Source organism: Klebsiella sp. KPN54798, from assembly GCF_021184225.1.
Classification (GTDB): Bacteria; Pseudomonadota; Gammaproteobacteria; order Enterobacterales; family Enterobacteriaceae; genus Klebsiella; species Klebsiella pneumoniae.
Genome location: NZ_CP089234.1, coordinates 262,169 through 287,143, shown reverse-complemented (window position 1 = coordinate 287,143; position 24,975 = coordinate 262,169). Strand labels below are relative to the sequence as shown.

Below are 24,975 nucleotides of genomic sequence, written 5' to 3'. Positions count from 1 at the left end.
ATTTTTAAACATGTCTTCCATTCAACTCTGCGCCGCCCATCAGGCGACCTCTGGCTTCGACGGCGATGCGATCGCCCAGTACATGCGTACCGATTTTATTACGCTGCAGGAACATCTCAGCGTTCATGAGGCGCGCGAACACTTTATCTCCCAGCTGGCCAGCGATGATATTCCCGGGCAGGTGTTTGTCGTCGCCGGCAAGAAGCTGCGTGGCAGCCTGTCGGTCAAAAAGCTACTCCAGGAAACGGATATCAACCAGTCTATCCGCCACCTGATGGACAGCTGCCTGTTTCGCGTCAAACCTGACGATGAGCGCCAGCAGGTGATTGCCGAGCTCAGCGAGCGCGGCCTCGACCTGGTCCCCGTCGTCGATAAAGGCGAGCTGGTCGGCTGCCTGATGGAGAAGGAGATCGCCCATCTGCTGGAGGATGACGTCACCGAAGATGCTCAGCTGCAGGGGGCAACGCTGCCGCTGGAAAAACCGTACCTCGAGATCAGCCCCTGGACGCTGTGGAAAAAACGCTCGGTGTGGCTGCTGCTGCTGTTTGTGGCCGAAGCCTACACCAGCAGCGTACTGCAGCATTTCGAAGAAGCCCTGGAATCGGCCATCGCGCTGGCCTTCTTTATTCCGCTGCTCATCGGCACCGGTGGCAACAGCGGAACGCAGATCACCTCGACGCTGGTGCGCTCGATGGCGCTGGGGGAAGTGCGACTGCGCGATATGGGGCGGGTGATCCGCAAAGAGGTATCGACCTCGTTTCTGATTGCCCTGACCCTGGGCCTGGCGGGCTGCCTGCGCGCCTGGATGATGGGGATTGGCATGGAAATCACGCTCATCGTCAGCCTGACGCTGGTGTGCATTACCCTGTGGAGCGCGATTGTCTCCTCGGTCATTCCGATGGTGCTTAAGCGGATCGGCATTGACCCGGCGGTAGTTTCCGCGCCGTTTATCGCCACGCTGATTGATGGCACCGGGCTGATTATCTATTTCAAAATCGCCCAGTATTTTCTTGTGTTGAACTGATCATATACGTCCGGGCACCAGGGCGCCCGGACGCGTAGATTACCCTTCCACCAGCGCCTGCGCGCAGGCCCAGGCGCTTGACCACGCCCACTGGAAGTTATACCCCCCGAGCCAGCCGGTAACGTCCATCACTTCGCCGATAAAGTAGAGACCCGGCGCCTTACGCGCCTCCATAGTACGCGACGAGAGTTCGTTGGTGTCCACGCCGCCGAGGGTCACCTCCGCCGTTCGGTAGCCTTCGGTGCCGTTCGGCTGCACGCGCCAGGCGGTTAACGTCTCCACCAGCGTCTGCTGATCGCGAACGTTCAGTTGCTTGAGCGTCACATCAGGTATCTGCCCCAGCTGCTGCAGACACTCCACCAGCCGCTTCGGCAGCTGCATCGCCAGGGTGTTCTTCAGGCTCTGGTTGGGATGCGCGCTGCGCTGCTCGTTAAGGAAGTCATCAAGATCGCAGTCCGGTAGCAGATTAACGGTGACGAACTCGCCGGGCTGCCAGTAGCTGGAAATTTGCAGCACCGCCGGTCCGGAAAGGCCGCGGTGGGTGAACAGCAGATTTTCGCGAAACAGAGTGCCGTTCTCGGCGGTAATGGTCGACGGCACCGACACGCCGGAGAGGACCTGCAGCTGCTCAAGCAATGGCTTGTGGAGGGTAAACGGCACCAGCCCCGTGCGGGTCGGTAGCACCTTCAGGCCGAACTGCTCGGCGACTTTATAGCCAAACGGCGAGGCGCCGAGCCCCGGCATCGACAGACCGCCGGAGGCGATCACCAGCTTTTTGGTCACCAGCGTTTCGCCGTTCACCTGTAGCCGGTAGCCTTGTTCATCGCGCTCCACGCTGAGGATTTCGCTGCGCAGACGGATCTGCACGCCGCCCTTTTCACATTCCGCGAGCAGCAGATTGACGATCTGCTCCGCCGAATCATCGCAAAACAGCTGGCCGAGGGTCTTCTCATGCCAGGCGATGCCGTATTTACCGACCAGCTCGATAAAGTCCCACTGGGTGTAGCGCGCCAGAGCAGATTTGCAAAAATGCGGGTTTTGGCTCAAATAGGCCGCCGGTTCAACATACATGTTGGTAAAGTTGCAGCGGCCGCCGCCGGACATCAGAATTTTTCGCCCCGGCTTTTTGCCGTTATCCAGCAGCAGGACGCGGCAGCCAAGCTGGCCCGCCTGCGCTGCGCAAAACATTCCCGCCGCTCCGGCGCCAACGACAATGGCATCAAACCTTTCCACACCGCGTTCCTCGTTCCCCAATTGTCGGGTTTTGTAAATATTTCACTCTGGTCACACCAGCGGGAAAAATCCCGCATTAGATACATCATTGAAAGATATAGGATTACTCCCAACAGGGTAAAACCTAAACAGGAAGAAAATCAAAAAAAGTCTATATTTCACTTTGCCCGCGCCGCTAAAGTCACTGATAATGCGCCGCGTTCATGTCCTCAAAATGGCGTAACGTCCTATGCTACATTTATTTGCCGGTCTGGATTTACATACCGGACTATTATTATTGCTTGCTTTAGCTTTTGTACTGTTTTACGAAGCGATTAACGGTTTCCATGATACCGCAAACGCGGTGGCTACGGTTATCTACACTCGCGCAATGCGCTCACAGCTCGCTGTGGCGATGGCGGCGCTCTTCAACTTCTTCGGCGTTCTGCTGGGCGGTCTCAGCGTAGCCTATGCCATCGTGCATATGCTGCCGACCGATCTGCTGCTTAACATGGGTTCCGCACATGGCCTCGCCATGGTGTTCTCTATGCTGCTGGCGGCGATCATCTGGAACCTCGGCACCTGGTACTTCGGTCTTCCAGCTTCCAGTTCTCATACCCTGATTGGCGCCATCATCGGCATTGGTTTAACCAATGCGCTGATGACCGGTACTTCCGTGGTTGATGCGCTGAATATCCCGAAAGTCATCGGTATTTTTGCTTCGCTTATCATCTCGCCGATCGTCGGTCTGGTGATCGCGGGCGGCCTGATTTTCCTGCTGCGTCGCTACTGGAGCGGAACCAAAAAACGCGCGCGTATCCACCTAACGCCCGCAGAGCGTGAAAAGAAAGACGGTAAGAAAAAGCCGCCGTTCTGGACCCGTATCGCGCTGATCCTGTCTGCTATTGGCGTGTCGTTCTCTCACGGTGCTAACGATGGGCAGAAAGGCATTGGCCTGGTGATGCTGGTGCTGATCGGCGTCGCGCCGGCGGGTTTCGTGGTGAATATGAATGCCTCTGGTTACGAAATCACCCGTACCCGCGATGCGGTCAACAACGTGGAAACCTTCTTCCAGCAGCGTCCTGAACTGCTGAAAAAAGCCACCGGCGTCGATCAGCTGGTGCCTTCTCCGGATACCAATACCGCGGCCAATGGCGAGTTCCACTGCCATCCGGCGAACACCATCAACGCCCTTGACCGCGTCAAAACCATGCTGACCGGCGTTGAGAACTACGAGTCGCTAAAACCGGAACAGCGCGGCCAGCTGCGTCGCATCATGCTCTGCATCTCCGACACCACCGACAAGGTGGCGAAGCTGCCGGATGTGAGCGCTGACGACCAGCGTCTGCTGAAGAAACTGAAAACCGATATGCTGAGCACCATCGAGTACGCGCCAATCTGGATTATCATGGCTGTCGCGCTGGCGCTGGGTATCGGCACCATGATCGGCTGGCGCCGCGTGGCGACCACCATCGGTGAGAAGATTGGTAAGAAAGGCATGACCTACGCTCAGGGGATGTCGGCTCAGATGACCGCAGCGGTTTCTATCGGTCTGGCGAGCTACACCGGGATGCCGGTTTCCACCACCCACGTACTCTCCTCCTCGGTAGCGGGGACGATGCTGGTGGATGGCGGTGGTCTGCAGAAAAAGACGGTGACCAGCATTCTGATGGCCTGGGTGCTGACCCTGCCGGCAGCGATTATCCTTTCAGGCGTCCTTTACTGGCTCTCCCTGAAACTGATTTAAGCGTTATTCGTTCAAAACGGGCTAGCTTGCTGGCCCGTTTTTTTATTCTGAAACGTTAGTGCCAGATCATCAGCGCAATCAGGCTCACCACCACCAGGCCGCACAGGGCGCTGGTCAGGATAAACTGGCGACGAACACGTTCGCAGCGACGAATAAATTCATCATCGTGATGGTCACGGTAGCGCTGGGCATAGATATACCACACCAGCCGCATCTGTTTGCTGGGCTGCCCGTGCGAGGTAAAAAAGCCGCCGCCATCAACATACTGATAGAGCAAGGGATCGCAACCACGTAGCACCACCAATAATGCACGCAACGATGAGAAGTAGCGTGCCATATTCACCACACAAACGACACACAGGGCCCAAAACAGCGCAATAGTGCTGATCATACCTCCTCCCCGGCGACCCGCCTACGGAGAAAACCTCCGCGGCTACCGCTCCCCAAATAACCCACGACGATACCGTAAAGAGTGCGATTCCGATCACATTTATTTTTCCGACCGGCTCATTAAATAGTGTAGGAGATCCATTAATTTTTTTACCACAAGGTTATTCGTTATCAATACGTAAGACGGATAAATTTGTTTAACTTTTAGGTGAACCCAGTGCATTGACGGAGTGCGGGGGGCGCTATAAGGTAGGAAATATCTTCTACAATGAAGTCCTTAAAGGCTACCCTCCCGCGAATGTAGCACGCAGGACGCGGGCGAAACGGCAGCGCCAGCTGTCAGGTCCAATGGTCATCGACAAACTTATGGAAGGAGTAACACTATGGCTTACAAACATATTCTGATTGCAGTAGACCTGTCCCCGGAGAGTAAAGTACTGGTTGAAAAAGCCGTTTCTATGGCCCGCCCGTATAACGCGAAAGTCTCCCTGATCCATGTGGATGTGAATTACTCCGACCTCTACACCGGGCTGATTGACGTTAACCTCGGCGACATGCAAAAACGCATCTCCGAAGAGACCCATCACGCGCTGACCGAGCTCTCGACCAACGCAGGCTATCCCATCACCGAGACCCTGAGCGGTAGCGGCGACCTTGGCCAGGTGCTGGTCGATGCGATTAAAAAATACGATATGGACCTGGTGGTCTGCGGCCATCATCAGGACTTCTGGAGCAAGCTGATGTCCTCTGCCCGCCAGCTGATTAACACCGTTCATGTCGACATGCTGATCGTCCCGCTGCGCGACGAAGAAGACGAATAACCGTCTCGTTTTATCCGCGCAATACGCCCGCCGATGCGGGCGTTTTTTATTTTCGCTTTCCCTCGCCATGCGGCAGAACTTCAATCCATAAAATCGCCATTCAATTAGTGTGATCAACCAGTTATTCGGCGAAATATCTATATAATAATCTATTCCATAAGCCAATAACCGCAGCATGGCGAGTTATCAGACATTTTCGGCGCGTTCTGGCATACGCGTTCATACTTTTTGGGAAAGTAATACAAGGCGAAGGAATATGAATACAACTGCACCTACGGGCTTGCTGCAGCAACCTCGTCCGTTCTTTATGATCTTCTTTGTGGAGCTCTGGGAACGTTTTGGCTATTACGGCGTTCAGGGGATCCTGGCGGTCTTCTTTGTTAAACAGCTGGGCTTCTCTCAGGAACAGGCCTTTATCACCTTCGGCGCCTTCGCGGCGCTGGTTTACGGGCTGATCTCCATCGGCGGCTACGTGGGCGACCATTTGCTGGGGACCAAACGCACGCTGGTGCTCGGCGCCATTGTGCTGGCTATCGGCTACTTTATGACCGGGATGTCGCTGCTGAAACCGCAGCTGATCTTTATCGCTCTCGGCACCATCGCCGTCGGCAACGGTTTGTTTAAAGCCAACCCGGCGAGCCTGCTCTCCAAATGCTATCCGCCGAAGGATGCCCGTCTCGACGGGGCATTTACCCTGTTCTATATGTCGATAAACATCGGTTCGCTGCTGTCGCTGTCGCTGGCGCCGGTGATCGCCGAAAAATTTGGCTACGCGGTAACCTATAACCTGTGCGGCGCGGGGCTGATTATCGCGCTGCTGGTCTACTTCGCCTGCCGCGGGATGGTGAAAGATATTGGCTCCGAGCCGGATCATCGCCCCCTCAGCCTACGCAATCTGGCGCTGGTGCTGGCCGGTACGGTGGTAATGATTTTTCTCTGCGCCTGGCTGATGCATAACGTGATGATCGCCAACCTGGTGCTGATTGTTCTGTCGGTCGTGGTTATTGCGTTCTTTTTCCGTGAGGCGTTTCGCCTCGATAAAACTGGACGCAACAAAATGTTCGTCGCCTTTATTCTGATGATCGAGGCGGTGCTGTTTTACATTCTGTATGCCCAGATGCCGACCTCGCTGAACTTCTTCGCCATCAACAACGTCCATCATGAGATCCTTGGCTTTACCATCAACCCGGTCAGCTTCCAGGCGCTGAATCCCTTCTGGGTAGTGGTCGCCAGCCCGGTGCTGGCGGCGATCTACACCCATCTCGGTCATAAGGGTAAAGACCTGACCATGCCGGTGAAATTTACCCTCGGGATGTTCCTCTGCGCGCTGGGCTTTCTCACCGCCGCAGCCGCCGGGATGTGGTTCGCCGACGCCCAGGGGTTAACCTCGCCGTGGTTTATTGTGCTGGTCTATCTGTTCCAGAGTCTGGGGGAACTGTTAATCAGCGCTCTGGGGCTGGCGATGGTTGCCGCGCTGGTGCCGCAGCATCTGATGGGCTTTATTCTGGGGATGTGGTTTCTGACCCAGGCCGCCGCTTTCCTGCTGGGCGGCTATGTGGCGACCTTTACCGCGGTGCCGGAAAACATCACCGACCCGCTGCAGACCCTGCCGGTCTACACCAATGTGTTCAGTAAAATTGGCCTGGTGACGCTGGGCGTCACGGTGGTAATGGCGCTGATGGTGCCGTGGCTGAACCGGATGATTAATACCCCGGCCAGCGCCGAATAACCGTTTGAGATGGCCGATCCGCTGGCGCCGTTTGTTTAAATATTGCGGTTCCCGGCTCGCGCTACAATTTGGTAGCCCGGATAAGGCGCTTTGCCCGCTATCCGGGTGATATCACAACGGCGAAAAATTACGCCGGCGTACCGGCGTAAATATCAAACCGATGTCCTTTGGTCACCACCGCATTCGGCGTGGCGACTTCCGCCAGCGGCGGCGCGTAATCCGGGCGCTTCACCACCACCCGCTTGGTCGCCAGCTGGCGCGCCGGGGCCAGCAGGCCATCGGCGTCTAAATCCGGCCCCACCAGCGACTGAAAGACGCGCATCTCTTTCTTCACCAGCGCGCTTTTCTGCTTATGCGGGAACATCGGATCGAGGTACACCACCTGCGGGCGCGGGGTGATATCGGTTAACGCCGTCAGGCTGGAGGCGTGGATCAGCTGCAGCCGCTCCTGCAGCCAGCCGCCGATTTCCGCGTCAGCATAACCGCGCGCCAGGCCATCATCGAGCAGCGCGGCGACCACCGGATTACGCTCCAGCATCCGCACGCGACAGCCGACCGACGCCAGCACAAAGGCATCGCGTCCCAGCCCGGCCGTCGCATCGACGACATCCGGCAGGTAATCGCCTTTAATACCCACCGCTTTAGCCACCGCTTCGCCGCGGCCGCCGCCAAACTTGCGCCGGTGGGCCATCGCCCCGCCGACGAAATCGACGAAGATGCCGCCAAGCTTGGGCTCATCGCGCTTGCGTAGCTCCAGATGCTCCGTCGTCAGCACCAGCGCCATCGGGTTATCGTCATCCTGCTCCAGCCCCCAGCGGGCGGCTAAAACAGATAAGGCGCCGTCACCGGCGCCTGTTTCATCAATTAAGCAGATCTTCACGTAGCAATCAGCCTTTGATCCCGTAATGCTCCAGCATCGCGTCCAGCTGCGGCTCACGCCCGCGGAAGCGTTTGAACAGCTCCATCGGCTCTTCGGAACCGCCGCGGCTCAGGATATTGTCGAGGAACGACTGACCGGTTTCACGGTTGAAAATCCCCTCTTCTTCGAAGCGTGAGAAGGCGTCTGCCGCCAGCACGTCGGCCCACAGGTAGCTGTAGTAACCTGCCGCATAGCCGCCAGCGAAGATGTGGCTGAAGGCGTGCGGGAAGCGGCCCCAGGTCGGCCCCGGCACCACGGCGACCTGCTTTTTAATCTCGGCCAGGGTCTCAAGGATTTTCGCTCCCTGCTCCGGTTTGTACTCCGCATGCAGGCGGAAATCGAACAGGCCGAACTCCAGCTGGCGCAGAATAAACATCGCCGCCTGGTAGTTTTTCGCCGCCAGCATTTTCTCCAGCAGCTCCTGCGGCAGCGGTTCACCGGTTTCATAATGGCCGGAGATAAACGCCAGCGCTTCCGGCTCCCAGCACCAGTTCTCCATAAACTGGCTCGGCAGCTCGACCGCATCCCACGGCACCCCGCTGATGCCGGAAACCCCGGCGGTGTCGATGCGGGTCAGCATATGGTGCAGACCGTGGCCGAACTCGTGGAACAGGGTGATCACTTCGTCATGGGTGAACAGCGCCGGCTTGCCGTTGACCGGGCGGTTGAAGTTACAGGTCAGGTAGGCGACCGGCTTCTGCAGGGAACCATCCAGTTTACGCATCTGGCCGACGCAGTCGTCCATCCACGCCCCGCCGCGCTTATGCTCGCGGGCATACAGGTCGAGATAGAAGCTACCGCGCAGCTCGTTGTGTTCGTCATACAGCTCGAAGAAGCGCACTTCCGGATGCCACACATCGACATCGGTACGCTCTTTAGCGGTAATACCGTAAATGCGCTTAACCACTTCAAACAGGCCGCTAACGGCTTTGTTTTCCGGGAAATAGGGGCGCAGCTGCTCATCGCTAATGCTGTAGAGGTGCTGCTTCTGTTTTTCGCTGTAGTAGGCAATGTCCCACGGCTGCAGCTCATCGACGCCAAACTCGGCTTTGGCGAAGGCGCGCAGCTGGGCCAGCTCTTTTTCGCCCTGCGGACGGGCGCGTTTTGCCAGGTCGGTGAGGAAGTCGAGCACCTGCTGCGGATCCTTCGCCATTTTGGTGGCGAGGGATTTAAACGCATAGCTGTCAAAGCCCAACAGCTGCGCCAGCTCGTGACGCAGGGCGAGGATCTCCGCCATCACCGGGCTGTTATCCCATTTCCCGGCGTTCGGGCCCTGATCGGAGGCGCGGGTGGAATAGGCGCGATACATCTCTTCGCGCAGCGCCTGGTTATCGCAGTAGGTCATCACCGGCAGATAGCTCGGAATATCCAGGGTCAGCAGATACCCTTCCTGCTCTTTGGCCTGCGCCTGAGCCTGAGCGGCGGCCAGCGCGCTTTCCGGCATGCCGGCCAGATCGGCGACATCGGTCACCAGCTTGTTCCAGCCCATGGTGGCGTCGAGGACGTTGTTGCTGTACTGGTTGCCCAGCTCAGAGAGGCGCGCGGCGATTTCACCGTAGCGTTTCTGCGCCTCCGGCGGCAGGCCAATCCCGGATAATTCAAAATCGCGCAGCGCGTTATCAACCGCTTTTTTCTGCGCGGTATTCAGCGTGGCGTAGTTATCGCCATCGCGCAGGTCGCGATAGGCTTTATACAGGCCTTCATGCTGGCCGACCCAGGTGCTGTACTCGGAGAGCAGCGGCAGCGTCTGTTCGTAGGCCTCACGCAGTTCAGGGCTGTTTTTAACCGAATTCAGATGGCTGACAGGCGAGAAGATGCGTCCCAGCACATCGTCCACTTCCGCCAGCGGCTGGCAAAGATTTTCCCAGCTATACGGCGCGCCATGCGCCACCGCGCTTTCCACCGCGGCCCGGCAATCCTCCAGCGCTTTGGTGACCGCAGGGACCACGTGCTCTGGTTTGATCGCAGAAAAAGGCGGCAGGGAGAAAGGCGTCAATAATGGATTGGTCATATGCGCTGTCCTGTTGAAAAGGGTGAATGAAGCGCGCGTCCGGCGCTTATGCATGAGATCTAGAATGGGGATAGTTGGGGGAATTTCAATGACGGGCGGTGCGTCAGCCTGGGTATTGCTGCGATAAGTCCGCCCGTTGCCGGAAAAGCGCGACACGCAGTGCAGCGTGCCGGAAACCACATTAATGCCTTTTTTGCGCCATCTCCCAGGCCGCCGACAGATTCAACCGCTGCCAGAATTGCTGTTCGGGGGTGGTGCCGGATAGCGGGTAACCCGCCGGCAGCGCGGTGTTGACCATCAACGTTCGACGCTGAGCCGCTGACAGATGCGGCAGGGCATCTTCCAGCAGCACTTCCGCCCCCTCCGGCACCTGTAAACGCGGCTGCGGACCCTTCTGCTGCGGCAGATCGTAGGTCATGGTGAAGCGAGAGAAATCACGCATCGCCGGATCGCGCCAGGGATCGTCTTTCACGCTGCTCTTCGCGCACTCGGCAAGCGATGTGCCGCAGGCCTTCGCCAGCGCGGCGCGCAGCTGATCGCGGGCTTCGTTAAATAATACCCGGTAGTGCGGATCGTTAAGATAGTGGGCCACGTTGCGCTCGGCCACCATCCGCGAGCCGATCACGTCCAGCGGGTAGTGGACGCCCAGCACGATGCGCGAGTAGCCATAGCGGGCGCCGCGCGCCACCAGCGCGTCGTAGCGCTCCGGGATCATCGCCGCCAGCAGCAGCGCATCGGTATAGCCGGTGTTGGTGTGGCCGCTGGGAAACGAGCCGCCGTCGGCGGTGTAGGGCTGGTTATCTTTCACCACCACATCGTCAGGCACCAGGTGAATGGTGTTGCCCTGCACCAGAAACGGCCGCGGATTATTGAAGTGCTTTTTCGCCTCGCCGGTGCTGACCTCCGAGGCTTTGATCAACGCTGCCGCTTTCCCCAGCGCGCCCTGGTCATAGGCGGTCAGAAACGCTTTGCCAAGGCGTGGCCCCAGCGCATCGCTGAGGAAGTAGAGGTAGCTAATGCCTTCCGCATCGGCCAGCGCCTGACGGCGCGTGGTCTGCACGGCGTCGCGATTGATGGCGGTCACTGTCGCCAGATTCTGCTTCACGACGGTCTCCGGCAGGGTGCTGAACGCCGACAGCAGCGCAATGCCCGCCTGCTGGTTGGCCCGGGTCTGGAAGTCATAGCCGCTGGCCTTCAGCCAGGCGGTATCGGCCTGAGTTTGGTTTTGTTTGGTGTGCGCCAGCCGATCGCGGGTCAGCGTGGCGGCATCCCCCTGCAGAGCGTGGCGTAGCTGCGCCAGCGCCTGTTGCTCAAGATCGTCATACGCCTGGCTGGAGGCAGCCGGCGTCACGCTATTGGCGAGGGCCGCCGCCCTGTTCAGCGGGGTGTCTTTAGCCAGAACCGGTTGCGCCAGCAGCAGCGCGACGGCCAGCAGCGAGAGTTGCCTTTTCATTATTTTTCCTTTTATTCAAATAATTACCTTGCCTGTATCCGACGCTAGCGCGGCCGTTTGACGTTTTTATGACAGCGTTATGTTTTGCAACGCTTTTGGCAGAAATGAAACAGCGCGGCGGCGCAGCGGTAATCTCGGCCGATCTGCGGTAAACTATCGGTTAACTTGTTTACTTCCCGGAATCTCTGCATCCATGCTCAGTTATCGCCACAGCTTTCACGCAGGCAACCACGCCGACGTCCTCAAACACACCGTTCAGAGCCTGATCATTGAATCACTGAAAGAGAAAGAAAAACCGTTTCTCTACCTGGACACTCACGCCGGCGCGGGCCGCTATCAGCTGAGCGGCGAGCACGCCGAACGTACCGGCGAGTATCTTGAAGGCATCGCCCGCATCTGGCAGCAGGACGACCTGCCGGCGGAGCTGGAGCCGTATATTTCGGTAGTCGAACACTTCAACCGTAACGGCCAGCTGCGCTACTACCCGGGCTCGCCGCTGATTGCCCGCCAGCTGCTGCGCGAGCAGGACAGCCTGCAGATGACAGAGCTGCACCCGAGCGACTTCCCGCTGCTGCGCGCTGAATTCCAGAAAGACAGCCGCGCGCGCGTCGATAAAGCCGATGGCTACCAGCAGCTGAAAGCCAAGCTGCCGCCGGTATCGCGCCGCGGTTTGATTCTGATCGACCCGCCGTACGAAATTAAAACCGACTATCAGGCGGTGGTCACCGGGATTAACGAAGGCTACAAACGCTTCGCCACCGGCACCTACGCCCTGTGGTACCCGGTGGTGCTTCGCGCGCAAATCAAACGCATGATCAAAGAGTTAGAAGCCACCGGCATCCGCAAAATCCTGCAGATTGAGCTGGCGGTGCGTCCGGACAGCGACCAGCGCGGCATGACCGCCTCCGGGATGATCGTCATCAACCCGCCGTGGAAGCTGGAGCAGCAGATGAATAACGTGCTGCCGTGGCTGCACAGCAAACTGGTTCCGACCGGCACCGGCCACGCCACCGTCAGCTGGATCGTACCGGAGTAATCGCAACCATCGGTGGAACCTTTTAAGCCTCGCGCTACAATCGCGGCAATCAACGATTAAGGACATATGGGCATGAGCAAACATTATGATTACCTCGCCATCGGCGGCGGTAGCGGCGGTATCGCCTCAATTAACCGCGCGGCCATGTACGGCCAGAAGTGCGCGCTGATTGAAGCCAAAGAGCTGGGCGGCACCTGCGTCAACGTCGGCTGCGTGCCGAAAAAGGTGATGTGGCATGCGGCGCAGATCCGCGAAGCGATTCATCTTTACGGCCCGGACTACGGTTTCGATACCACCATCAACCATTTTGACTGGGAGAAGCTGGTCGCCAGCCGTAGCGCCTATATCGACCGTATTCATACCTCTTACGACAACGTACTGGGTAAGAATAAAGTCGACGTGATCAAAGGCTTCGCGCGCTTTGTCGATGCCCACACCGTGGAAGTCAACGGCGAGATCATCACCGCTGACCATATCCTGATCGCCACCGGCGGCCGGCCGAGCCACCCGGATATTCCGGGCGTCGAATACGGTATTGATTCCGACGGTTTCTTCGAACTGCCGGCGCTGCCGAAGCGCGTGGCGGTGGTCGGCGCAGGCTATATCGCCGTTGAGCTGGCGGGGGTGATTAACGGCCTCGGCGCCGAAACCCACCTGTTCGTGCGCAAACACGCGCCGCTGCGCAGCTTCGATCCGCTGATCGTTGAGACCCTGGTGGAAGTGATGAACACCGAAGGCCCGCAGCTGCATACCAATGCGATCCCGAAAGCGGTGGTGAAGAATGCCGACGGCAGCCTGACGCTGGAGCTGGAAGATGGCCGCAGCCAGACCGTTGACTGCCTGATCTGGGCGATTGGCCGCGAACCGGCGACCGACAACTTCAATCTGGCGGCAACGGGCGTTAAAACCAACGATAAAGGGTACATCATCGTTGATAAATTCCAGAACACCAACGTGCCGGGCATCTACGCGGTGGGCGATAATACCGGCGCCGTTGAGCTGACGCCGGTCGCCGTGGCCGCAGGCCGTCGTCTCTCCGAACGCCTGTTTAACAACAAACCGGAAGAGCATCTGGACTACAGCAACATCCCGACCGTGGTCTTCAGCCATCCGCCAATCGGCACCGTCGGCTTAACCGAGCCGCAGGCGCGCGAGCAGTACGGCGACGACGCCGTGAAGGTCTACAAATCTTCCTTCACCGCGATGTATACCGCCGTGACCTCTCACCGTCAGCCGTGCCGCATGAAGCTGGTGTGCGTCGGCCCGGAAGAGAAGATTGTCGGCATCCACGGCATCGGCTTCGGGATGGATGAGATGCTGCAGGGCTTTGCGGTGGCCCTGAAGATGGGCGCCACCAAAAAAGACTTCGACAACACCGTCGCCATTCACCCGACGGCGGCAGAAGAGTTCGTCACCATGCGCTAAGACGCGATCGCCGGATGATAAAAAGAAGCCCCCAGGGGCTTCTTTTTTTATGCTCAGGCCACGCCGTTATTGCCATGGCGCATAAACGCCGGGCGCTGATTGAGCGCCATATACCAGCGCTCCACGGCTGGCATCTCTGGATGGGCGAAAGGGGTCATTTTCCAGCGATGCACCGACAGCCCCAGCACGATATCGGCCAGGGTGAAGCGCTCGCCGGCTATCCACGCCCCGGTACGCTGCAGCTGCGCTTCAACAATGCGCACGCAGTGGGTCCAGGCGGCAATACTCTCTTTAATCGCCACCGGATCCTGAAAGCGCGGATCTTTACGCACCAGCCCCATAAAAGCATGGCGCCAGGCAGTATTGAACTCGGTCGCCTGCCAGTCCATCCAGTGCTCCACCTCGGCGGCGGGCTGCGGCTCGGCGGGCAGCAGATCCCAGCGCTCCGCTTTGCGCGCCAGATAGCGGCAGATACTGTTCGACTCCCAGAGCACGAAGTCATCGTCCAGTAACACCGGCACCAGGCTGTTAGGATTCAGACGCTGAAACTCAGGCGTATCCAGGGGCTTAAATCCGCTGCCGTAATCTTCCTGCTGGTACGCCAGCCCGGCTTCCTCGCAGGTCCACAGCACTTTCCGTACATTGATTGAAGAGCGTTTACCCAGAATTGTTAGCATCGTCAGCGATTCCTCAGCCATAAAAGACAGTTCATTCACTCTACTCTATTGCCAGCCAGCAACAAGGCAGAGCGCTGGATAATGTGTATAGTTGATTCCAGCCTGTTTGCCGAAAAGGAACCCGACATGTTGACCCCTTTTACCGTTTTGATGCCTGCAAATATTCGTTTTGGCCGTGGTCAGGCCGAGAGCGCCGCCCCCTGGCTGGCGCAACAGGGCGGCCCAATTCTGCTGGTGCATGGCGCCCGCCCGCAGCGGGCGGCGTTTCTCCGCCAGCAGCTGGAGGCGCTGCAGCTTGCGGTCACGACGCTGGCGATAAGTCGCGAACCCTGGCTTAGCGATATCGAGCAGGGCGTCCAGCTGGCGCGCGAGAAAGGGATCAGAGCGGTGGTCAGCCTCGGCGGCGGCGCGGTGATTGACGCCGGTAAGGCGATTGCGGCGCTGGTCCCCGCCGCCGGCCCGGTGATCGACTATCTGGAGGTGGTGGGAACGGGCCGTCAGCTGGAAGCCAGTCCCCTGCCGTTCGTGGCGATCCCCACCACCGCTGGCACGGGCGCGGAGGTCACCAAAAATGCGGTGATCAACGTTCCGGAACAGCAGCGGAAAGTGAGCCTGCGCGACGACCGAATGCTGCCTGACCTGGCGATTGTCGACCCGGCGCTAACCGACAACGCGCCGCGGAGCATCACCCTGAGCTCCGGCCTCGACGCCCTGACCCAGGTGATCGAGCCCTGGCTCTGCAGCCGGGCCACTCCCTTCACCGATGCTCTCTGCCAGCAGGCGATCCCGCGGGGAATTCGCGCGCTAAAAATCCTGATGGAACAAGAGTGTCCAGCCAGCCGCGACGAGATGGCCTGGGTCAGCCTGTGCGGCGGACTGGCGCTGGCGAACGCCGGGCTGGGGGTGATCCACGGCCTCGCCGGCCCGCTGGGCGGCCTGAGCCGCGCCTCGCACGGCGCCCTATGCGGCAGTTTGTTGCCGTTTGGCCTGGCGCTCAATGAGTCGCAGATCAACGACCCTGGCCTGCGCCAGCGCGTTAACGATGTCCGCCGCTGGCTGGCCGACGGGCTGGACGTCCCTGTGGATCAGGTCTGGGACAGTCTGCGGGAATGGAGCCATCGCGCTGGCCTTGGCACCCTGCGCGACCTCGGCGTAGCGCGCGATGCGCTGGAACCGGCGGCGCTGGCCGCCAGCACCTCCTCATCGATGAAGGCCAACCCGGTCAGCCTGAGCGGCGAACAGCTGCTGGAGATGCTGGAGGCGGCGTGGGAGTGAGCGCCCCGGGATAAAATTTTGTTGCATAATGAATGCTCCGAATTTCATCTGCGCCAGGATGTACAATTTTTAATTACTTATCAACAGCGTACTTTGAAATGGCAGCTTTTCTACTCGGCGGAAAAGCGTGATCTCACGCACAGTTTGCTTCACACTCACCGAAGCGACTGTCTACGCTTAATAGACAAGGCCGGGTATGCCCGGCCCCGAACTCACGCTATCCGGAGGTCCGTATCGCTATGTTCAGCCAGAAATTACGCCACGTTGAAGACGACGAGTTAAGGATCGACATCGATCCCTGCTACGAAGCCGATCCGTACGAATTAAAGCTGGATGAGATGATAGACGCTGAACCGGAGCCTGAGGTGATCGAGGGGCTTCCGGCGTCCGATGCCCTCACCCCGGCGGATCGCTATCTTGAGCTGTTTACCAACGTGCAGAAATCACGCATTTTCGCGGACAGCAAAACCTTCCCCGACTGCGCGCCGAAACACGATCCGCTGGACATCCTGCGGAACTACCGCAAGGTCAAACGCCAGCCCGACTTCGATCTGCGGCAGTTCGTTGAGGACAACTTCTGGCTGCCGGAGAGCCAGAGCGACATCTATATCTCCGACCCCAGCCTGACCCTGAAAGAACACATCGACAAGCTGTGGCCGGTGCTGACCCGCGAGCCTCAGGATCATATCCCGTGGTCATCGCTACTGGCGCTGCCGCAGGCCTACATCGTGCCCGGCGGTCGCTTTAGCGAAACCTATTACTGGGACTCTTATTTCACCATGCTGGGGCTGGCGGAGAGCGGCCGGGAAGATTTGCTGAAATGCATGGCCGATAACTTTGCCTGGCTGATTGAAACCTACGGCCACATTCCGAACGGCAACCGCACCTACTATCTCAGCCGCTCGCAGCCGCCGGTGTTCGCCCTGATGGTCGAACTCTTTGAAGAGGATGGCGTGCGCGGCGCGAAGCGCTATCTGGACCATCTGAAGATGGAGCACGCCTTCTGGATGGACGGCGCCGAGTCGTTGATCCCGCACCAGGCGTATCGCCACGTGGTGCGTATGCCGGATGGCTCCCTGCTCAATCGCTACTGGGACGACCGTGACACGCCGCGGGATGAGTCGTGGCGCGAAGACGTGGAGACCGCCCGACACTCCGGGCGGCCCGCCAATGAAGTATACCGCGACCTGCGGGCGGGCGCCGCGTCCGGCTGGGACTACTCCAGCCGCTGGCTGCGGGATATCACGCGGCTGGCCAGCATCCGCACTACGCAGTTTATCCCCATCGACCTGAACGCCTTCCTGTTCAAGCTGGAGACGACCATTGCCAACCTCTCCGGCCTGAAGGGCGATCGCGAGACGGAGGCGGCCTTCCGCCAGAAGGCCCAGGATCGGCGGGCGGCGGTCAACCGCTATCTGTGGGATGATGAGAACGGCTGTTTCCGCGATTATGACTGGCGCCGTGAACAGCTGGCGCTGTTTTCCGCAGCCAGTATCGTCACCCTTTACGTCGGCCTGGCGACCCACGAACAGGCAGAACGCCTTGCCGATGCGGTGCGGGCCCGCCTGCTCACCCCCGGGGGGATCATGGCCACCGAATACGAAAGCGGTGAGCAGTGGGATAAACCCAACGGCTGGGCGCCGCTGCAGTGGATGGCGATCCAGGGATTTAAACGTTACGGCCAGGATCCGCTGGGAGATGAGATTGCCTGGAGCTGGCTGCAGACGGTCAACCACTTTTACAAGCAGCATCACAAGCTGATTGAAAAATACCATATTGCCACCGGCGTCCCCCATGAGGGCGGCGGCGGGGAGTATCCCCTGCAGGATGGCTTTGGCTGGACCAACGGCGTGGTGCGCCGACTGATTGGCCTGTACGGTGAGCCAACCTAGTCGGGCTGTTCCCGGCGGCTTTCTCCTGCTATGTTCAGAGGATTCGCCCTGCCCGGAACGACGCTTATGCCTGAACTTCTGACGCCGCGCCTGCGCTGCTCACCGCTGCAGCTGGACGACTGGTCGTTTTTTCTTTCCCTGCAGCAGGATCCGCAGGTCATGCTCTACGTCGCCGATCCCCGACCGCAGGCGGCCATCCGCGAGGCGTTCGATTCGCGGCTGCCGCCGTGGACGCCCGGGGATGAACACTGGCTGTGCCTGGTGGTGCGCGACAGGCTGACCCATACCCCGCTCGGCCTGACCGGTTACCAGCATCATCAGCGCGACATTGCCGAGGTTGGCTTTCTCTTCGCCCCGGCAGCGCAGGGCCGGGGCTACGGCTACGAATCGCTGCGCGCGCTGTGCGACTACGCCTTTACCACCGGCGGCGTCCGCCGCCTGACCGCCAGCGTCACCGCCGGCAACGAGGCGTCTAAGCAGTTACTGCTCAAAGCCGGCTTCCGGCTGGAGGGAGAGCTGCGGGAAAACTACTGGCTCAACGGACGCTGGCACAACGACTGGCTGTTCGGTCGGCTGCGTGGGGAGGGCGATGCGCCGTAGCGCACCGCCGGTCACAGGCTGGGGGCAGTCAGGATCAGAGGAACATCCCACCCGAGACTTCCACACGCTGCGCGTTCATCCACGCCAGCTCATCGCTGAGCAGGGCGGCGATGGCGTCGCCGATATCATCCGGCAGCCCAACGCGCCCCAGCGCAGTCTGGGCGGCGATATGCCGATTCACCTCGGCGTTATCGCGCACCTCCCCGCCGCCAAAGTCAGTCTCAATGGCCCCCGGCGCGATGATGTTCACCGATATCCCCCGTCCGCCCAGCTCTTTCGCCTGATAGCGGGTCAGAACCTCCATCGCCCCCTTCATCGCGGCGTAGGCCGCATAGCCCGGCAGGGCAAAGCGCGCCAGGCCGCTGGAGACATTAAGGATACGCCCCCCATCCTGCAGGAGAGGCAGCAGACGCTGGGTCAGGAAAAACGGCCCTTTGAACTGGATATTCATCAGCTCGTCAAACTGCGCTTCGCTGGTCTCGGCGAAGGGCGCGTTGAGTCCGATCCCGGCATTGTTCAGTAAATAATCAAAGGTTGTGCGTCCCCACTTCTGCGCCAGCACCTGCGCCACCTCGCTGGCGAATGAGTCAAATGTTGTGGAATCGCCGACGTTCAGCGCTAATGCTGCCGCTTTGACCCCTTTTTGCTCTATTTCCGCCACCACGTCGAGGGCCGCCTGGCGGTTGCTGTGATAGGTCAAAAGAATATCGGTTCCCTTTGCCGCCAGCTTCAACGCGGCGTTTTTACCCAGACCGCGGCTGCCGCCGGTCACTAAAGCGATACGTTGTGTCATCAGAAGACCCCTTTCAGGTTGCGTTGTGATTGTGTTGTAGCTTATTAACTGCTCATGCAACAATAAATACGCTATATTGCGTTTTACTGTTTCAGTAACAACAACAATAGGCGATCGGCATGGATAAAATTCATGCAATGCAGTTATTCATTCGCGTAGCGGATCTGGAGAGCTTCTCCCGCGCCGCCGAGACCCTGGCGCTACCTAAGGGTAGCGTCTCGCGACAGATTCAGGCCCTGGAAAGCCATCTTGGCGTGCGGCTCCTGCACCGCACCACCCGCCGGGTCCAGCTCACCCAGGATGGGATGGTCTACTACGAGCGGGCGAAAGATCTGCTGAGCAACCTCGACGAACTGGACGGCATGTTCCAGCACGATCCGGCGAGCATCAGCGGCCGGCTGCGGGTGGATATGCCGGTCGGTTTTGCTAAAAAAATGGTGATCCCGCATCTGCCGACTTTTTTACAGCAATATCCGGGCATCGAACTGGAGCTGAGCAGCAGCGATCGGCTGGTGGACGTGATCCGCGAGGGGTTTGACTGCGTGGTGCGCGTCGGCGCGCTCAAAGACTCAGGGCTGATTGCCCGGCCGCTGGGCAAGCTGACGCAAATTAACTGCGCCAGCCCGGACTATCTGGCGCGTTTTGGCTATCCGCAATCCCTGGAGGATCTGGCGGATCATGCCCTGATCCACTACGCCAGCACCCTCGGGGTCCGTCCCCCCGGCTTTGAGGTAATGATCGACGGCGCGGTGCGCTGGGTAAAAACCGGCGGCATATTGACGGTCAACAGTACGGAAACCTATCAGGCAGCCTGTATCGCCGGGCTGGGGATTATTCAGGTGCCACGCACCGGCGTGCGCGAGGCGTTACGCGCCGGCGACCTGATTGAGATCCTGCCCCAGTACCGCGCCGAGCCGCTGCCGGTCTCGCTGATCTACCCGCACCGGCGCAATCTCTCCCGCCGGGTAAATCTGTTTATGGAGTGGCTGGGCGGGCTTATGAAAGCGTATGTCGATTGAGCGGCGCGGCCGGAAAACGGGCGGCGGGGAGAGGCATTCCTGCAGGATACGGCATTTAAGGTATACTTTTTGCTGAATCTCGCTGTAAAAAAGGAAGAAATTACGTATGACGCCGGAAAACGACGATCGACGCCCGCCACAGGAACCGGATACGCAGCCGGAGAAAAGCAAAAGCACGCCCGAGGCCCTCAATGACACCGCCGTCGGGCAAAAAGCCAGCCAGGCGCTGAAGACCGTCACCGGAACGGCGGCCAAAGTGCAGCGCAACCCGGTGATCGCCCATCTGTTGCGCGCCGCAGAGCGCTTCAATGACCGGCTCGGCAATCAGTTTGGGGCGGCTATCACCTATTTCTCGTTCCTGTCGATGATCCCGATCCTGATGGTCTCCTTTGCCGCCGCCGGCTTCGTGCTGGCCTGGCACCCAACCCTGCTGCAGGACATTTTCGACAAAATTCTGCAAAACGTCAGCGACCCAACGCTGGCGGCAACGTTGAAAAACACCATCAACACCGCGGTGCAACAGCGCACCGCCGTCGGTCTGGTCGGCCTGCTGGTCGCCCTTTATTCCGGTATTAACTGGATGGGCAACCTGCGCGAAGCGATCCGCGCTCAATCGCGCGACGTCTGGGAGCGCCGGCCGCAGGACGAGGAGAAAATCTGGGTAAAGTACTTCCGCGATCTTATCTCGCTGATCGGTCTGCTGGTGGCGCTGATTATTACGCTGTCCATCACCTCCGTCGCCGGCTCCGCCCAGCAGATGATTATCTCCGCGCTGTATCTCGACAACATTGAATGGCTGAAACCCGCCTGGCGGCTAATCGGCCTCGCCATCTCGATTTTTGCCAACTATCTGCTCTTTTTCTGGATTTTCTGGCGCCTGCCGCGCCATCGTCCGCGGCGCAAGGCCCTGTTTCGCGGCACGCTTATCGCGGCGATTGGCTTTGAAATCATAAAAATCGTCATGACCTGGACGCTGCCGGCGCTGGTGAAATCCCCCTCCGGGGCGGCGTTCGGATCGGTGCTGGGGCTGATGGCCTTTTTCTATTTCTTCGCCCGCCTGACGCTATTCTGCGCCGCGTGGATCGCCACCGCGGAGTATAAAGACGACCGGCGGATGCCGGGCAAAACCCACCGCTGAGGTATTGCGAGGATGAATAAAAGAGGCAAAATTCATCCTCGCGCTTGATTTCAGCAGATAAATCCAGCATGTAACTTTTATTTAACTCAAAACTGGTTTTATTCTCTATCTTTTTAATTGTGTGAAGCATTTCATAGAACTATTTTTACTGGTGTAAAAATTATCCGCTTTTTGCCTCTTTTTTGCCCATTTTCCGCGTTTGTTACAGATTGAAATGTCCCTGTGGCTGTGGCTATATGGCTTTTCGTTCGCGCAAAAATAAGAAAGATCTATGCAAGCCACAGCCACCACTCTCGAAAACACGCAGGAAACCGCCCCGGTCAACTCACGCAACAAGGTTGTTGTCGCCTCGCTCATTGGCACCGCCATTGAGTTTTTCGACTTCTACATCTATGCCACCGCCGCGGTCATCGTCTTCCCGCATATCTTTTTCCCGCAGGGCGATGCCGCTGCGGCCACCCTACAGTCGCTGGCCACCTTCGCCATCGCCTTCGTCGCCCGGCCGATCGGCTCCGCGCTGTTTGGCCACTTCGGCGATCGCGTCGGCCGGAAGGTCACCCTCGTGGCCTCGCTGTTAACCATGGGGATCTCCACCGTGGTGATCGGCCTGCTGCCCGGCTATGAAAGCATTGGCATTGTCGCGCCGATGCTGCTGGCGCTGGCGCGTTTCGGTCAGGGCCTTGGCCTCGGCGGGGAATGGGGCGGCGCAGCGCTGCTGGCTACGGAAAACGCCCCGGCGCGCAAGCGCGCCCTGTACGGCTCCTTCCCACAGCTGGGCGCGCCGATCGGCTTCTTCTTCGCCAACGGCACCTTCCTGCTGCTCTCCTGGCTGCTGACCGACCAGCAGTTTATGGAGTGGGGCTGGCGCGTGCCGTTTATCTTCTCCGCGGTGCTGGTGATCATCGGTCTGTATGTTCGCGTCTCGCTGCATGAGACCCCGGTCTTCGCCAAAGTAGCGGCGGCGAAAAAACAGGTCAAAATCCCGCTGGGTACCCTGTTGACCAAACACGTCCGGGTGACGGTGCTGGGCACCTTCATCATGCTGGCCACTTATACCCTGTTCTACATCATGACCGTCTACTCGATGACCTTCAGCACCGGCGCGGCGCCGAATGGCCTGGGTCTGCCGCGTAACGAAGTGCTGTGGATGCTGATGATGGCGGTGATTGGCTTTGGCGTAATGGTGCCTGTCGCCGGCCTGCTGGCGGACGCTTTTGGTCGTCGCAAGAGCATGATTATCATCACCACGATGATTATTTTGTTCGCCCTGTTCGCCTTTAAACCGCTGCTGGGCTCCGGCAATCCGCTGCTGGTCTTCGCCTTCCTGCTGCTGGGCTTAAGCCTGATGGGACTGACCTTTGGCCCGATGGGCGCGCTGCTCCCGGAGCTGTTCCCGACGGAAGTGCGCTACACCGGCGCGTCGTTCTCCTATAACGTGTCGTCGATCCTCGGCGCTTCGGTCGCGCCGTACATTGCCGCCTGGCTGCAGGGTAACTACGGTCTCGCGGCGGTCGGCACCTATCTGGCGGCGATGGCGGCGCTGACGCTGATCGCCCTGCTGCTGACCCACGAGACCCGCCACCAGTCGTTGTGATCCTTCGCCCTGACGCCCCCGGCGTCAGGGCTCTCCTCTACTTTTTCATCTGCGACAAAATGGTCCGACACTGGTTGCTATCGCCCTCCGCCGGGGAGATCAGCGCCAGCAGCGCGGCGGCCGGCGTCACCAGGGTTGCCAGCGCCGCCGCTACCGCGCCGCGGACAATCAGCGGCCCGGCCTTCACCCCCGCCTGCGGCGATTTAAAGGTGCCCCGGACATACAGCGGGGAACGCAGGGTGATCACCCGAAAGCCTTTGCTTTCCGGATCGATGGTCAGGTCCAGCTGCTCGGAGGCGAAGCTGGCGGTCCCGGTCACATTGATCAGCGCGTTTTCTGTATCGAAGGCAAAAATCTGCGGCCGGGCGACGCCGTTGGTTACGTCGATATTGGCCGCAGCGCAGTTCACCCGAACCTCCTCATCGCCAAAAATCTGGCCGATCAGGTAGTTACCGACGTTAAGACCGAGGATTTCCATCAGGTTGCGACTGATCAGTCCGTCGTTCATCAGCAGCTTCAGGTTACCGTTGCTGTTGCCGAGCAGGGCCGCCACCGAGTTGCCGCTGCCGCGCAGCTGGACGTCGCCATTCATCTCGCCGAGGGTTTTCTGCATCATCTCGACGTTTGGCATCAGCGCCTTCAGCTTCAGGCGTCGCGCCTGCAGATTGGCCTCACCCTGCAGCGGCTTTTTATCGCCCTGCAGGTGTACGCTGCCGGCAATCGACCCGTTGGCCAGGCCAAAGCGCACCGGCTGCAGGCGCAGGTCACCATCCTCCAGAATCACATGGGTCGACAGATCGCTGATCGGCAGGGTGCCGCCGTGCTCAATTCTCCGGCCCTTAAAGCGCACATCGGCATCCATCACCTGCCACTTGTCGGTTTCAAAGCGGTCCGCCGGCAGCACTTTACCCGCCGGCTGCGGCCGGTCCCCCGCCTGGCGCGAAGCGCTTTTCTTCGTTCCTTTGCCGGAATCAACGCCGATTAATGGCCCGAGGTCCGCCAGACGCAGCTGCTTCGACTCCATATCGCCGCTGAGTTTCGGCCGCGGCTTGCCGGTGGTGTAGGTCAGGGAGCCATGAATGTCGCTATCGCCGATTCGGCCGTTAAAATTCTGATAGTTAAAGCGCATGCGGTTTTTTTGCGTAAAGTCGGCGCGCAGGCGGCCGTCGGTGGAGAATGACGGCGTCTCCGGCAGCAGCACGCCGGTCAGGTCATAGAGATCGCGCAGCGAGTCGCCGGCGAATTTTAGCCGCAGGTCAATGCCGCCGACGTTGAGCGGGTCGCTGACCGTGCCGCTGAACGCTACCCGGGTGTTACCGGAGTGGAAGTCGCCCTGCAATGGGAAGGGGGCGCTTGCGCTGCGCAGGGCCAGCATGCCGCCGATTTTCCCGTTGCCGGTGACCGGCTGGCCCTTGTAGCGGCCCTTCAGCGACAGACCAAAGACATAGTCGCCTGGTTTCGCCGCGCTATGGCGATCCTTTGTGCCGGTCACTTCGCTGAACGGCAGCGGTTTGCCGAGGGGATCGACGAGGATGGTGATATCGCTGCGGGTGATCTTGTCGTCAATGGCGATAGTCCCGCGATCAAAGAGAATATTATCGAGGCGAAAGGACCAGCTGGAGGGCGCGCTGTCGCCCGAAGCACGCTTATCGCCTGCCAGCTGAAAGGTCCAGTTATTGTTGTCTTCCGCAAGGCGGATCAACCGTACGTCGGGCTGCTCCAGCTTGATCCACGGCAGGTACACCGTTTTGCTCAGCAGCGCCAGCGGGGCAAGGGTCGCCTCCACCCGCGGCAGATGGATCATGGTCACCTGGGGAATGGCCGGCGGGTTGCCCAGCACGATATCCTCCGCGTGTACGTGGGGCCACGGGATCCAGCTGCGCCAGCCGCGCTCGTCCGGCTGCCGCTCCCAGACCACGCCGAGATCGCCGCGGATGGCGAACGGGCGGTTAAGTTCGGCGGACACTTTCTGATTGATCGTCGGCTTCAGCCGGTTCCAGTCAAAGGTGGCCAGCACGATAAAGAAAAGAACGATCAGCAATAGTATCGTTCCTGTGATGATAACCAACGTTTTACGGGTTCTGCTCATCCCTACTCCGCTCCTTTTGCATCACGTCAGTCCTGAATATAGTCAAAAAGCGGCGTTTATCCTGGAAATGCGCTTTTCGTCACATTACGCGCGTCAGGTCAAAAAAATAATGGAACGATGTTTTAATATGA

Annotated in this window: 20 protein-coding genes; 12 read left to right on the top strand and 8 right to left on the bottom strand. The window is 59.4% G+C overall.

Translation table 11 applies throughout. From position 1 onward, the window contains the following. Window positions 1-10 precede the first annotated feature (10 nt). Entirely contained in the window at window positions 11-1,024 is a 1,014-nt protein-coding gene (locus LPQ25_RS01320; RefSeq protein ID WP_014906815.1) for a magnesium transporter, read from the top strand. 39 nt (window positions 1,025-1,063) lie between these two features. Here the strand turns inward: LPQ25_RS01320 and LPQ25_RS01315 are convergent, their stop codons facing one another. Then, window positions 1,064-2,257: a BaiN/RdsA family NAD(P)/FAD-dependent oxidoreductase gene (locus LPQ25_RS01315; protein WP_048336814.1), complete on the bottom strand. Its 1,194-nt coding sequence runs from the start codon at window positions 2,255-2,257 to the stop codon at window positions 1,064-1,066. Window positions 2,258-2,486: 229 nt separating this feature from the next. On the opposite strand from LPQ25_RS01315, the gene pitA reads away from it, so the two are divergent. Beyond that, on the top strand, window positions 2,487-3,983 hold the full coding sequence (pitA, locus tag LPQ25_RS01310) for an inorganic phosphate transporter PitA (RefSeq protein ID WP_002921200.1): 1,497 nt from the start codon (window positions 2,487-2,489) through the stop codon (window positions 3,981-3,983). 55 nt (window positions 3,984-4,038) lie between these two features. On the opposite strand, the gene uspB is transcribed toward pitA, so the two are convergent. Further along, complete coding sequence (gene uspB / locus LPQ25_RS01305; RefSeq protein ID WP_002921203.1) at window positions 4,039-4,374, bottom strand: universal stress protein UspB; 336 nt, start codon at window positions 4,372-4,374, stop codon at window positions 4,039-4,041. 382 nt (window positions 4,375-4,756) lie between these two features. Between uspB and uspA the strand changes: the two genes are divergently transcribed. Continuing rightward, window positions 4,757-5,194, top strand: coding sequence for a universal stress protein UspA (gene uspA / locus LPQ25_RS01300; protein ID WP_004145166.1), 438 nt, complete (start codon window positions 4,757-4,759; stop codon window positions 5,192-5,194). Between the two features lie 256 nt (window positions 5,195-5,450). After that, window positions 5,451-6,923, top strand: a complete 1,473-nt coding sequence (gene dtpB, locus LPQ25_RS01295; protein WP_002921264.1) for a dipeptide/tripeptide permease DtpB — start codon at window positions 5,451-5,453, stop codon at window positions 6,921-6,923. Window positions 6,924-7,050: 127 nt separating this feature from the next. Here the strand turns inward: dtpB and rsmJ are convergent, their stop codons facing one another. The 3 genes from rsmJ to LPQ25_RS01280 all read right to left on the bottom strand — a co-directional run bounded on the left by rsmJ (window position 7,051) and on the right by LPQ25_RS01280 (window position 11,306). Next, window positions 7,051-7,803, bottom strand: coding sequence for a 16S rRNA (guanine(1516)-N(2))-methyltransferase RsmJ (rsmJ, locus tag LPQ25_RS01290; RefSeq protein WP_014906814.1), 753 nt, complete (start codon window positions 7,801-7,803; stop codon window positions 7,051-7,053). A 7-nt stretch (window positions 7,804-7,810) separates the two neighbouring features. After that, complete coding sequence (gene prlC / locus LPQ25_RS01285) at window positions 7,811-9,853, bottom strand: oligopeptidase A (protein ID WP_004173955.1); 2,043 nt, start codon at window positions 9,851-9,853, stop codon at window positions 7,811-7,813. A 181-nt stretch (window positions 9,854-10,034) separates the two neighbouring features. Beyond that, complete coding sequence (locus LPQ25_RS01280; RefSeq protein ID WP_015875220.1) at window positions 10,035-11,306, bottom strand: acid phosphatase; 1,272 nt, start codon at window positions 11,304-11,306, stop codon at window positions 10,035-10,037. Window positions 11,307-11,499: 193 nt separating this feature from the next. On the opposite strand from LPQ25_RS01280, the gene LPQ25_RS01275 reads away from it, so the two are divergent. Further along, window positions 11,500-12,342: a 23S rRNA (adenine(2030)-N(6))-methyltransferase RlmJ gene (locus LPQ25_RS01275; RefSeq protein ID WP_002921269.1), complete on the top strand. Its 843-nt coding sequence runs from the start codon at window positions 11,500-11,502 to the stop codon at window positions 12,340-12,342. A 72-nt stretch (window positions 12,343-12,414) separates the two neighbouring features. Then, the gene (gene gorA / locus LPQ25_RS01270) at window positions 12,415-13,767 is read left to right on the top strand and encodes a glutathione-disulfide reductase (RefSeq protein ID WP_015875221.1); all 1,353 of its coding nucleotides are present in this window, start codon (window positions 12,415-12,417) and stop codon (window positions 13,765-13,767) included. 53 nt (window positions 13,768-13,820) lie between these two features. On the opposite strand, the gene LPQ25_RS01265 is transcribed toward gorA, so the two are convergent. Further along, on the bottom strand, window positions 13,821-14,444 hold the full coding sequence (locus LPQ25_RS01265; RefSeq protein WP_002921273.1) for a glutathione S-transferase family protein: 624 nt from the start codon (window positions 14,442-14,444) through the stop codon (window positions 13,821-13,823). A gap of 126 nt (window positions 14,445-14,570) precedes the next feature. On the opposite strand from LPQ25_RS01265, the gene LPQ25_RS01260 reads away from it, so the two are divergent. The 3 genes from LPQ25_RS01260 (at window position 14,571) to LPQ25_RS01250 (ending at window position 18,211) form a co-directional block, all read left to right on the top strand. Next, window positions 14,571-15,719, top strand: a complete 1,149-nt coding sequence (locus LPQ25_RS01260) for an iron-containing alcohol dehydrogenase (RefSeq protein ID WP_014906811.1) — start codon at window positions 14,571-14,573, stop codon at window positions 15,717-15,719. A 239-nt stretch (window positions 15,720-15,958) separates the two neighbouring features. After that, a complete protein-coding gene (locus LPQ25_RS01255; protein WP_002921331.1) occupies window positions 15,959-17,611 on the top strand; it encodes an alpha,alpha-trehalase in 1,653 nt (550 codons plus the stop codon). Between the two features lie 66 nt (window positions 17,612-17,677). Further along, window positions 17,678-18,211, top strand: coding sequence for a GNAT family N-acetyltransferase (locus tag LPQ25_RS01250; protein WP_002921333.1), 534 nt, complete (start codon window positions 17,678-17,680; stop codon window positions 18,209-18,211). 34 nt (window positions 18,212-18,245) lie between these two features. Here the strand turns inward: LPQ25_RS01250 and LPQ25_RS01245 are convergent, their stop codons facing one another. After that, window positions 18,246-19,004, bottom strand: coding sequence for an SDR family NAD(P)-dependent oxidoreductase (locus tag LPQ25_RS01245; protein WP_014906810.1), 759 nt, complete (start codon window positions 19,002-19,004; stop codon window positions 18,246-18,248). Between the two features lie 119 nt (window positions 19,005-19,123). Here LPQ25_RS01245 and LPQ25_RS01240 point away from each other — a divergent pair, with 119 nt between their 5' ends. From LPQ25_RS01240 to LPQ25_RS01230, 3 genes are all read left to right on the top strand, one after another. Beyond that, complete coding sequence (locus LPQ25_RS01240) at window positions 19,124-20,023, top strand: LysR family transcriptional regulator (protein ID WP_004145179.1); 900 nt, start codon at window positions 19,124-19,126, stop codon at window positions 20,021-20,023. A 106-nt stretch (window positions 20,024-20,129) separates the two neighbouring features. After that, on the top strand, window positions 20,130-21,161 hold the full coding sequence (gene yhjD / locus LPQ25_RS01235; protein ID WP_014906809.1) for an inner membrane protein YhjD: 1,032 nt from the start codon (window positions 20,130-20,132) through the stop codon (window positions 21,159-21,161). Window positions 21,162-21,432: 271 nt separating this feature from the next. Next, window positions 21,433-22,755, top strand: coding sequence for an MFS transporter (locus LPQ25_RS01230; RefSeq protein WP_004150118.1), 1,323 nt, complete (start codon window positions 21,433-21,435; stop codon window positions 22,753-22,755). A gap of 37 nt (window positions 22,756-22,792) precedes the next feature. Here the strand turns inward: LPQ25_RS01230 and LPQ25_RS01225 are convergent, their stop codons facing one another. After that, the gene (locus LPQ25_RS01225; RefSeq protein WP_014906808.1) at window positions 22,793-24,844 is read right to left on the bottom strand and encodes an AsmA family protein; all 2,052 of its coding nucleotides are present in this window, start codon (window positions 24,842-24,844) and stop codon (window positions 22,793-22,795) included. Between the last annotated feature and the right edge of the window lie 131 nt (window positions 24,845-24,975).

Bases quoted from the DNA above. Each gene is read 5' to 3' on its own strand.
- LPQ25_RS01320 (WP_014906815.1), top strand. From the start codon at position 11: ATGTCTTCCATTCAACTCTGCGCCGCCCATCAGGCGACCTCTGGCTTC.
- pitA (WP_002921200.1), top strand. From the start codon at position 2,487: ATGCTACATTTATTTGCCGGTCTGGATTTACATACCGGACTATTATTA.
- uspB (WP_002921203.1), bottom strand. From the start codon at position 4,374: ATGATCAGCACTATTGCGCTGTTTTGGGCCCTGTGTGTCGTTTGTGTG.
- uspA (WP_004145166.1), top strand. From the start codon at position 4,757: ATGGCTTACAAACATATTCTGATTGCAGTAGACCTGTCCCCGGAGAGT.
- dtpB (WP_002921264.1), top strand. From the start codon at position 5,451: ATGAATACAACTGCACCTACGGGCTTGCTGCAGCAACCTCGTCCGTTC.
- prlC (WP_004173955.1), bottom strand. From the start codon at position 9,853: ATGACCAATCCATTATTGACGCCTTTCTCCCTGCCGCCTTTTTCTGCG.
- LPQ25_RS01280 (WP_015875220.1), bottom strand. From the start codon at position 11,306: ATGAAAAGGCAACTCTCGCTGCTGGCCGTCGCGCTGCTGCTGGCGCAA.
- LPQ25_RS01275 (WP_002921269.1), top strand. From the start codon at position 11,500: ATGCTCAGTTATCGCCACAGCTTTCACGCAGGCAACCACGCCGACGTC.
- gorA (WP_015875221.1), top strand. From the start codon at position 12,415: ATGAGCAAACATTATGATTACCTCGCCATCGGCGGCGGTAGCGGCGGT.
- LPQ25_RS01265 (WP_002921273.1), bottom strand. From the start codon at position 14,444: ATGCTAACAATTCTGGGTAAACGCTCTTCAATCAATGTACGGAAAGTG.
- LPQ25_RS01260 (WP_014906811.1), top strand. From the start codon at position 14,571: ATGTTGACCCCTTTTACCGTTTTGATGCCTGCAAATATTCGTTTTGGC.
- LPQ25_RS01255 (WP_002921331.1), top strand. From the start codon at position 15,959: ATGTTCAGCCAGAAATTACGCCACGTTGAAGACGACGAGTTAAGGATC.
- LPQ25_RS01250 (WP_002921333.1), top strand. From the start codon at position 17,678: ATGCCTGAACTTCTGACGCCGCGCCTGCGCTGCTCACCGCTGCAGCTG.
- LPQ25_RS01245 (WP_014906810.1), bottom strand. From the start codon at position 19,004: ATGACACAACGTATCGCTTTAGTGACCGGCGGCAGCCGCGGTCTGGGT.
- LPQ25_RS01240 (WP_004145179.1), top strand. From the start codon at position 19,124: ATGGATAAAATTCATGCAATGCAGTTATTCATTCGCGTAGCGGATCTG.
- yhjD (WP_014906809.1), top strand. From the start codon at position 20,130: ATGACGCCGGAAAACGACGATCGACGCCCGCCACAGGAACCGGATACG.
- LPQ25_RS01230 (WP_004150118.1), top strand. From the start codon at position 21,433: ATGCAAGCCACAGCCACCACTCTCGAAAACACGCAGGAAACCGCCCCG.
- LPQ25_RS01225 (WP_014906808.1), bottom strand. From the start codon at position 24,844: ATGAGCAGAACCCGTAAAACGTTGGTTATCATCACAGGAACGATACTA.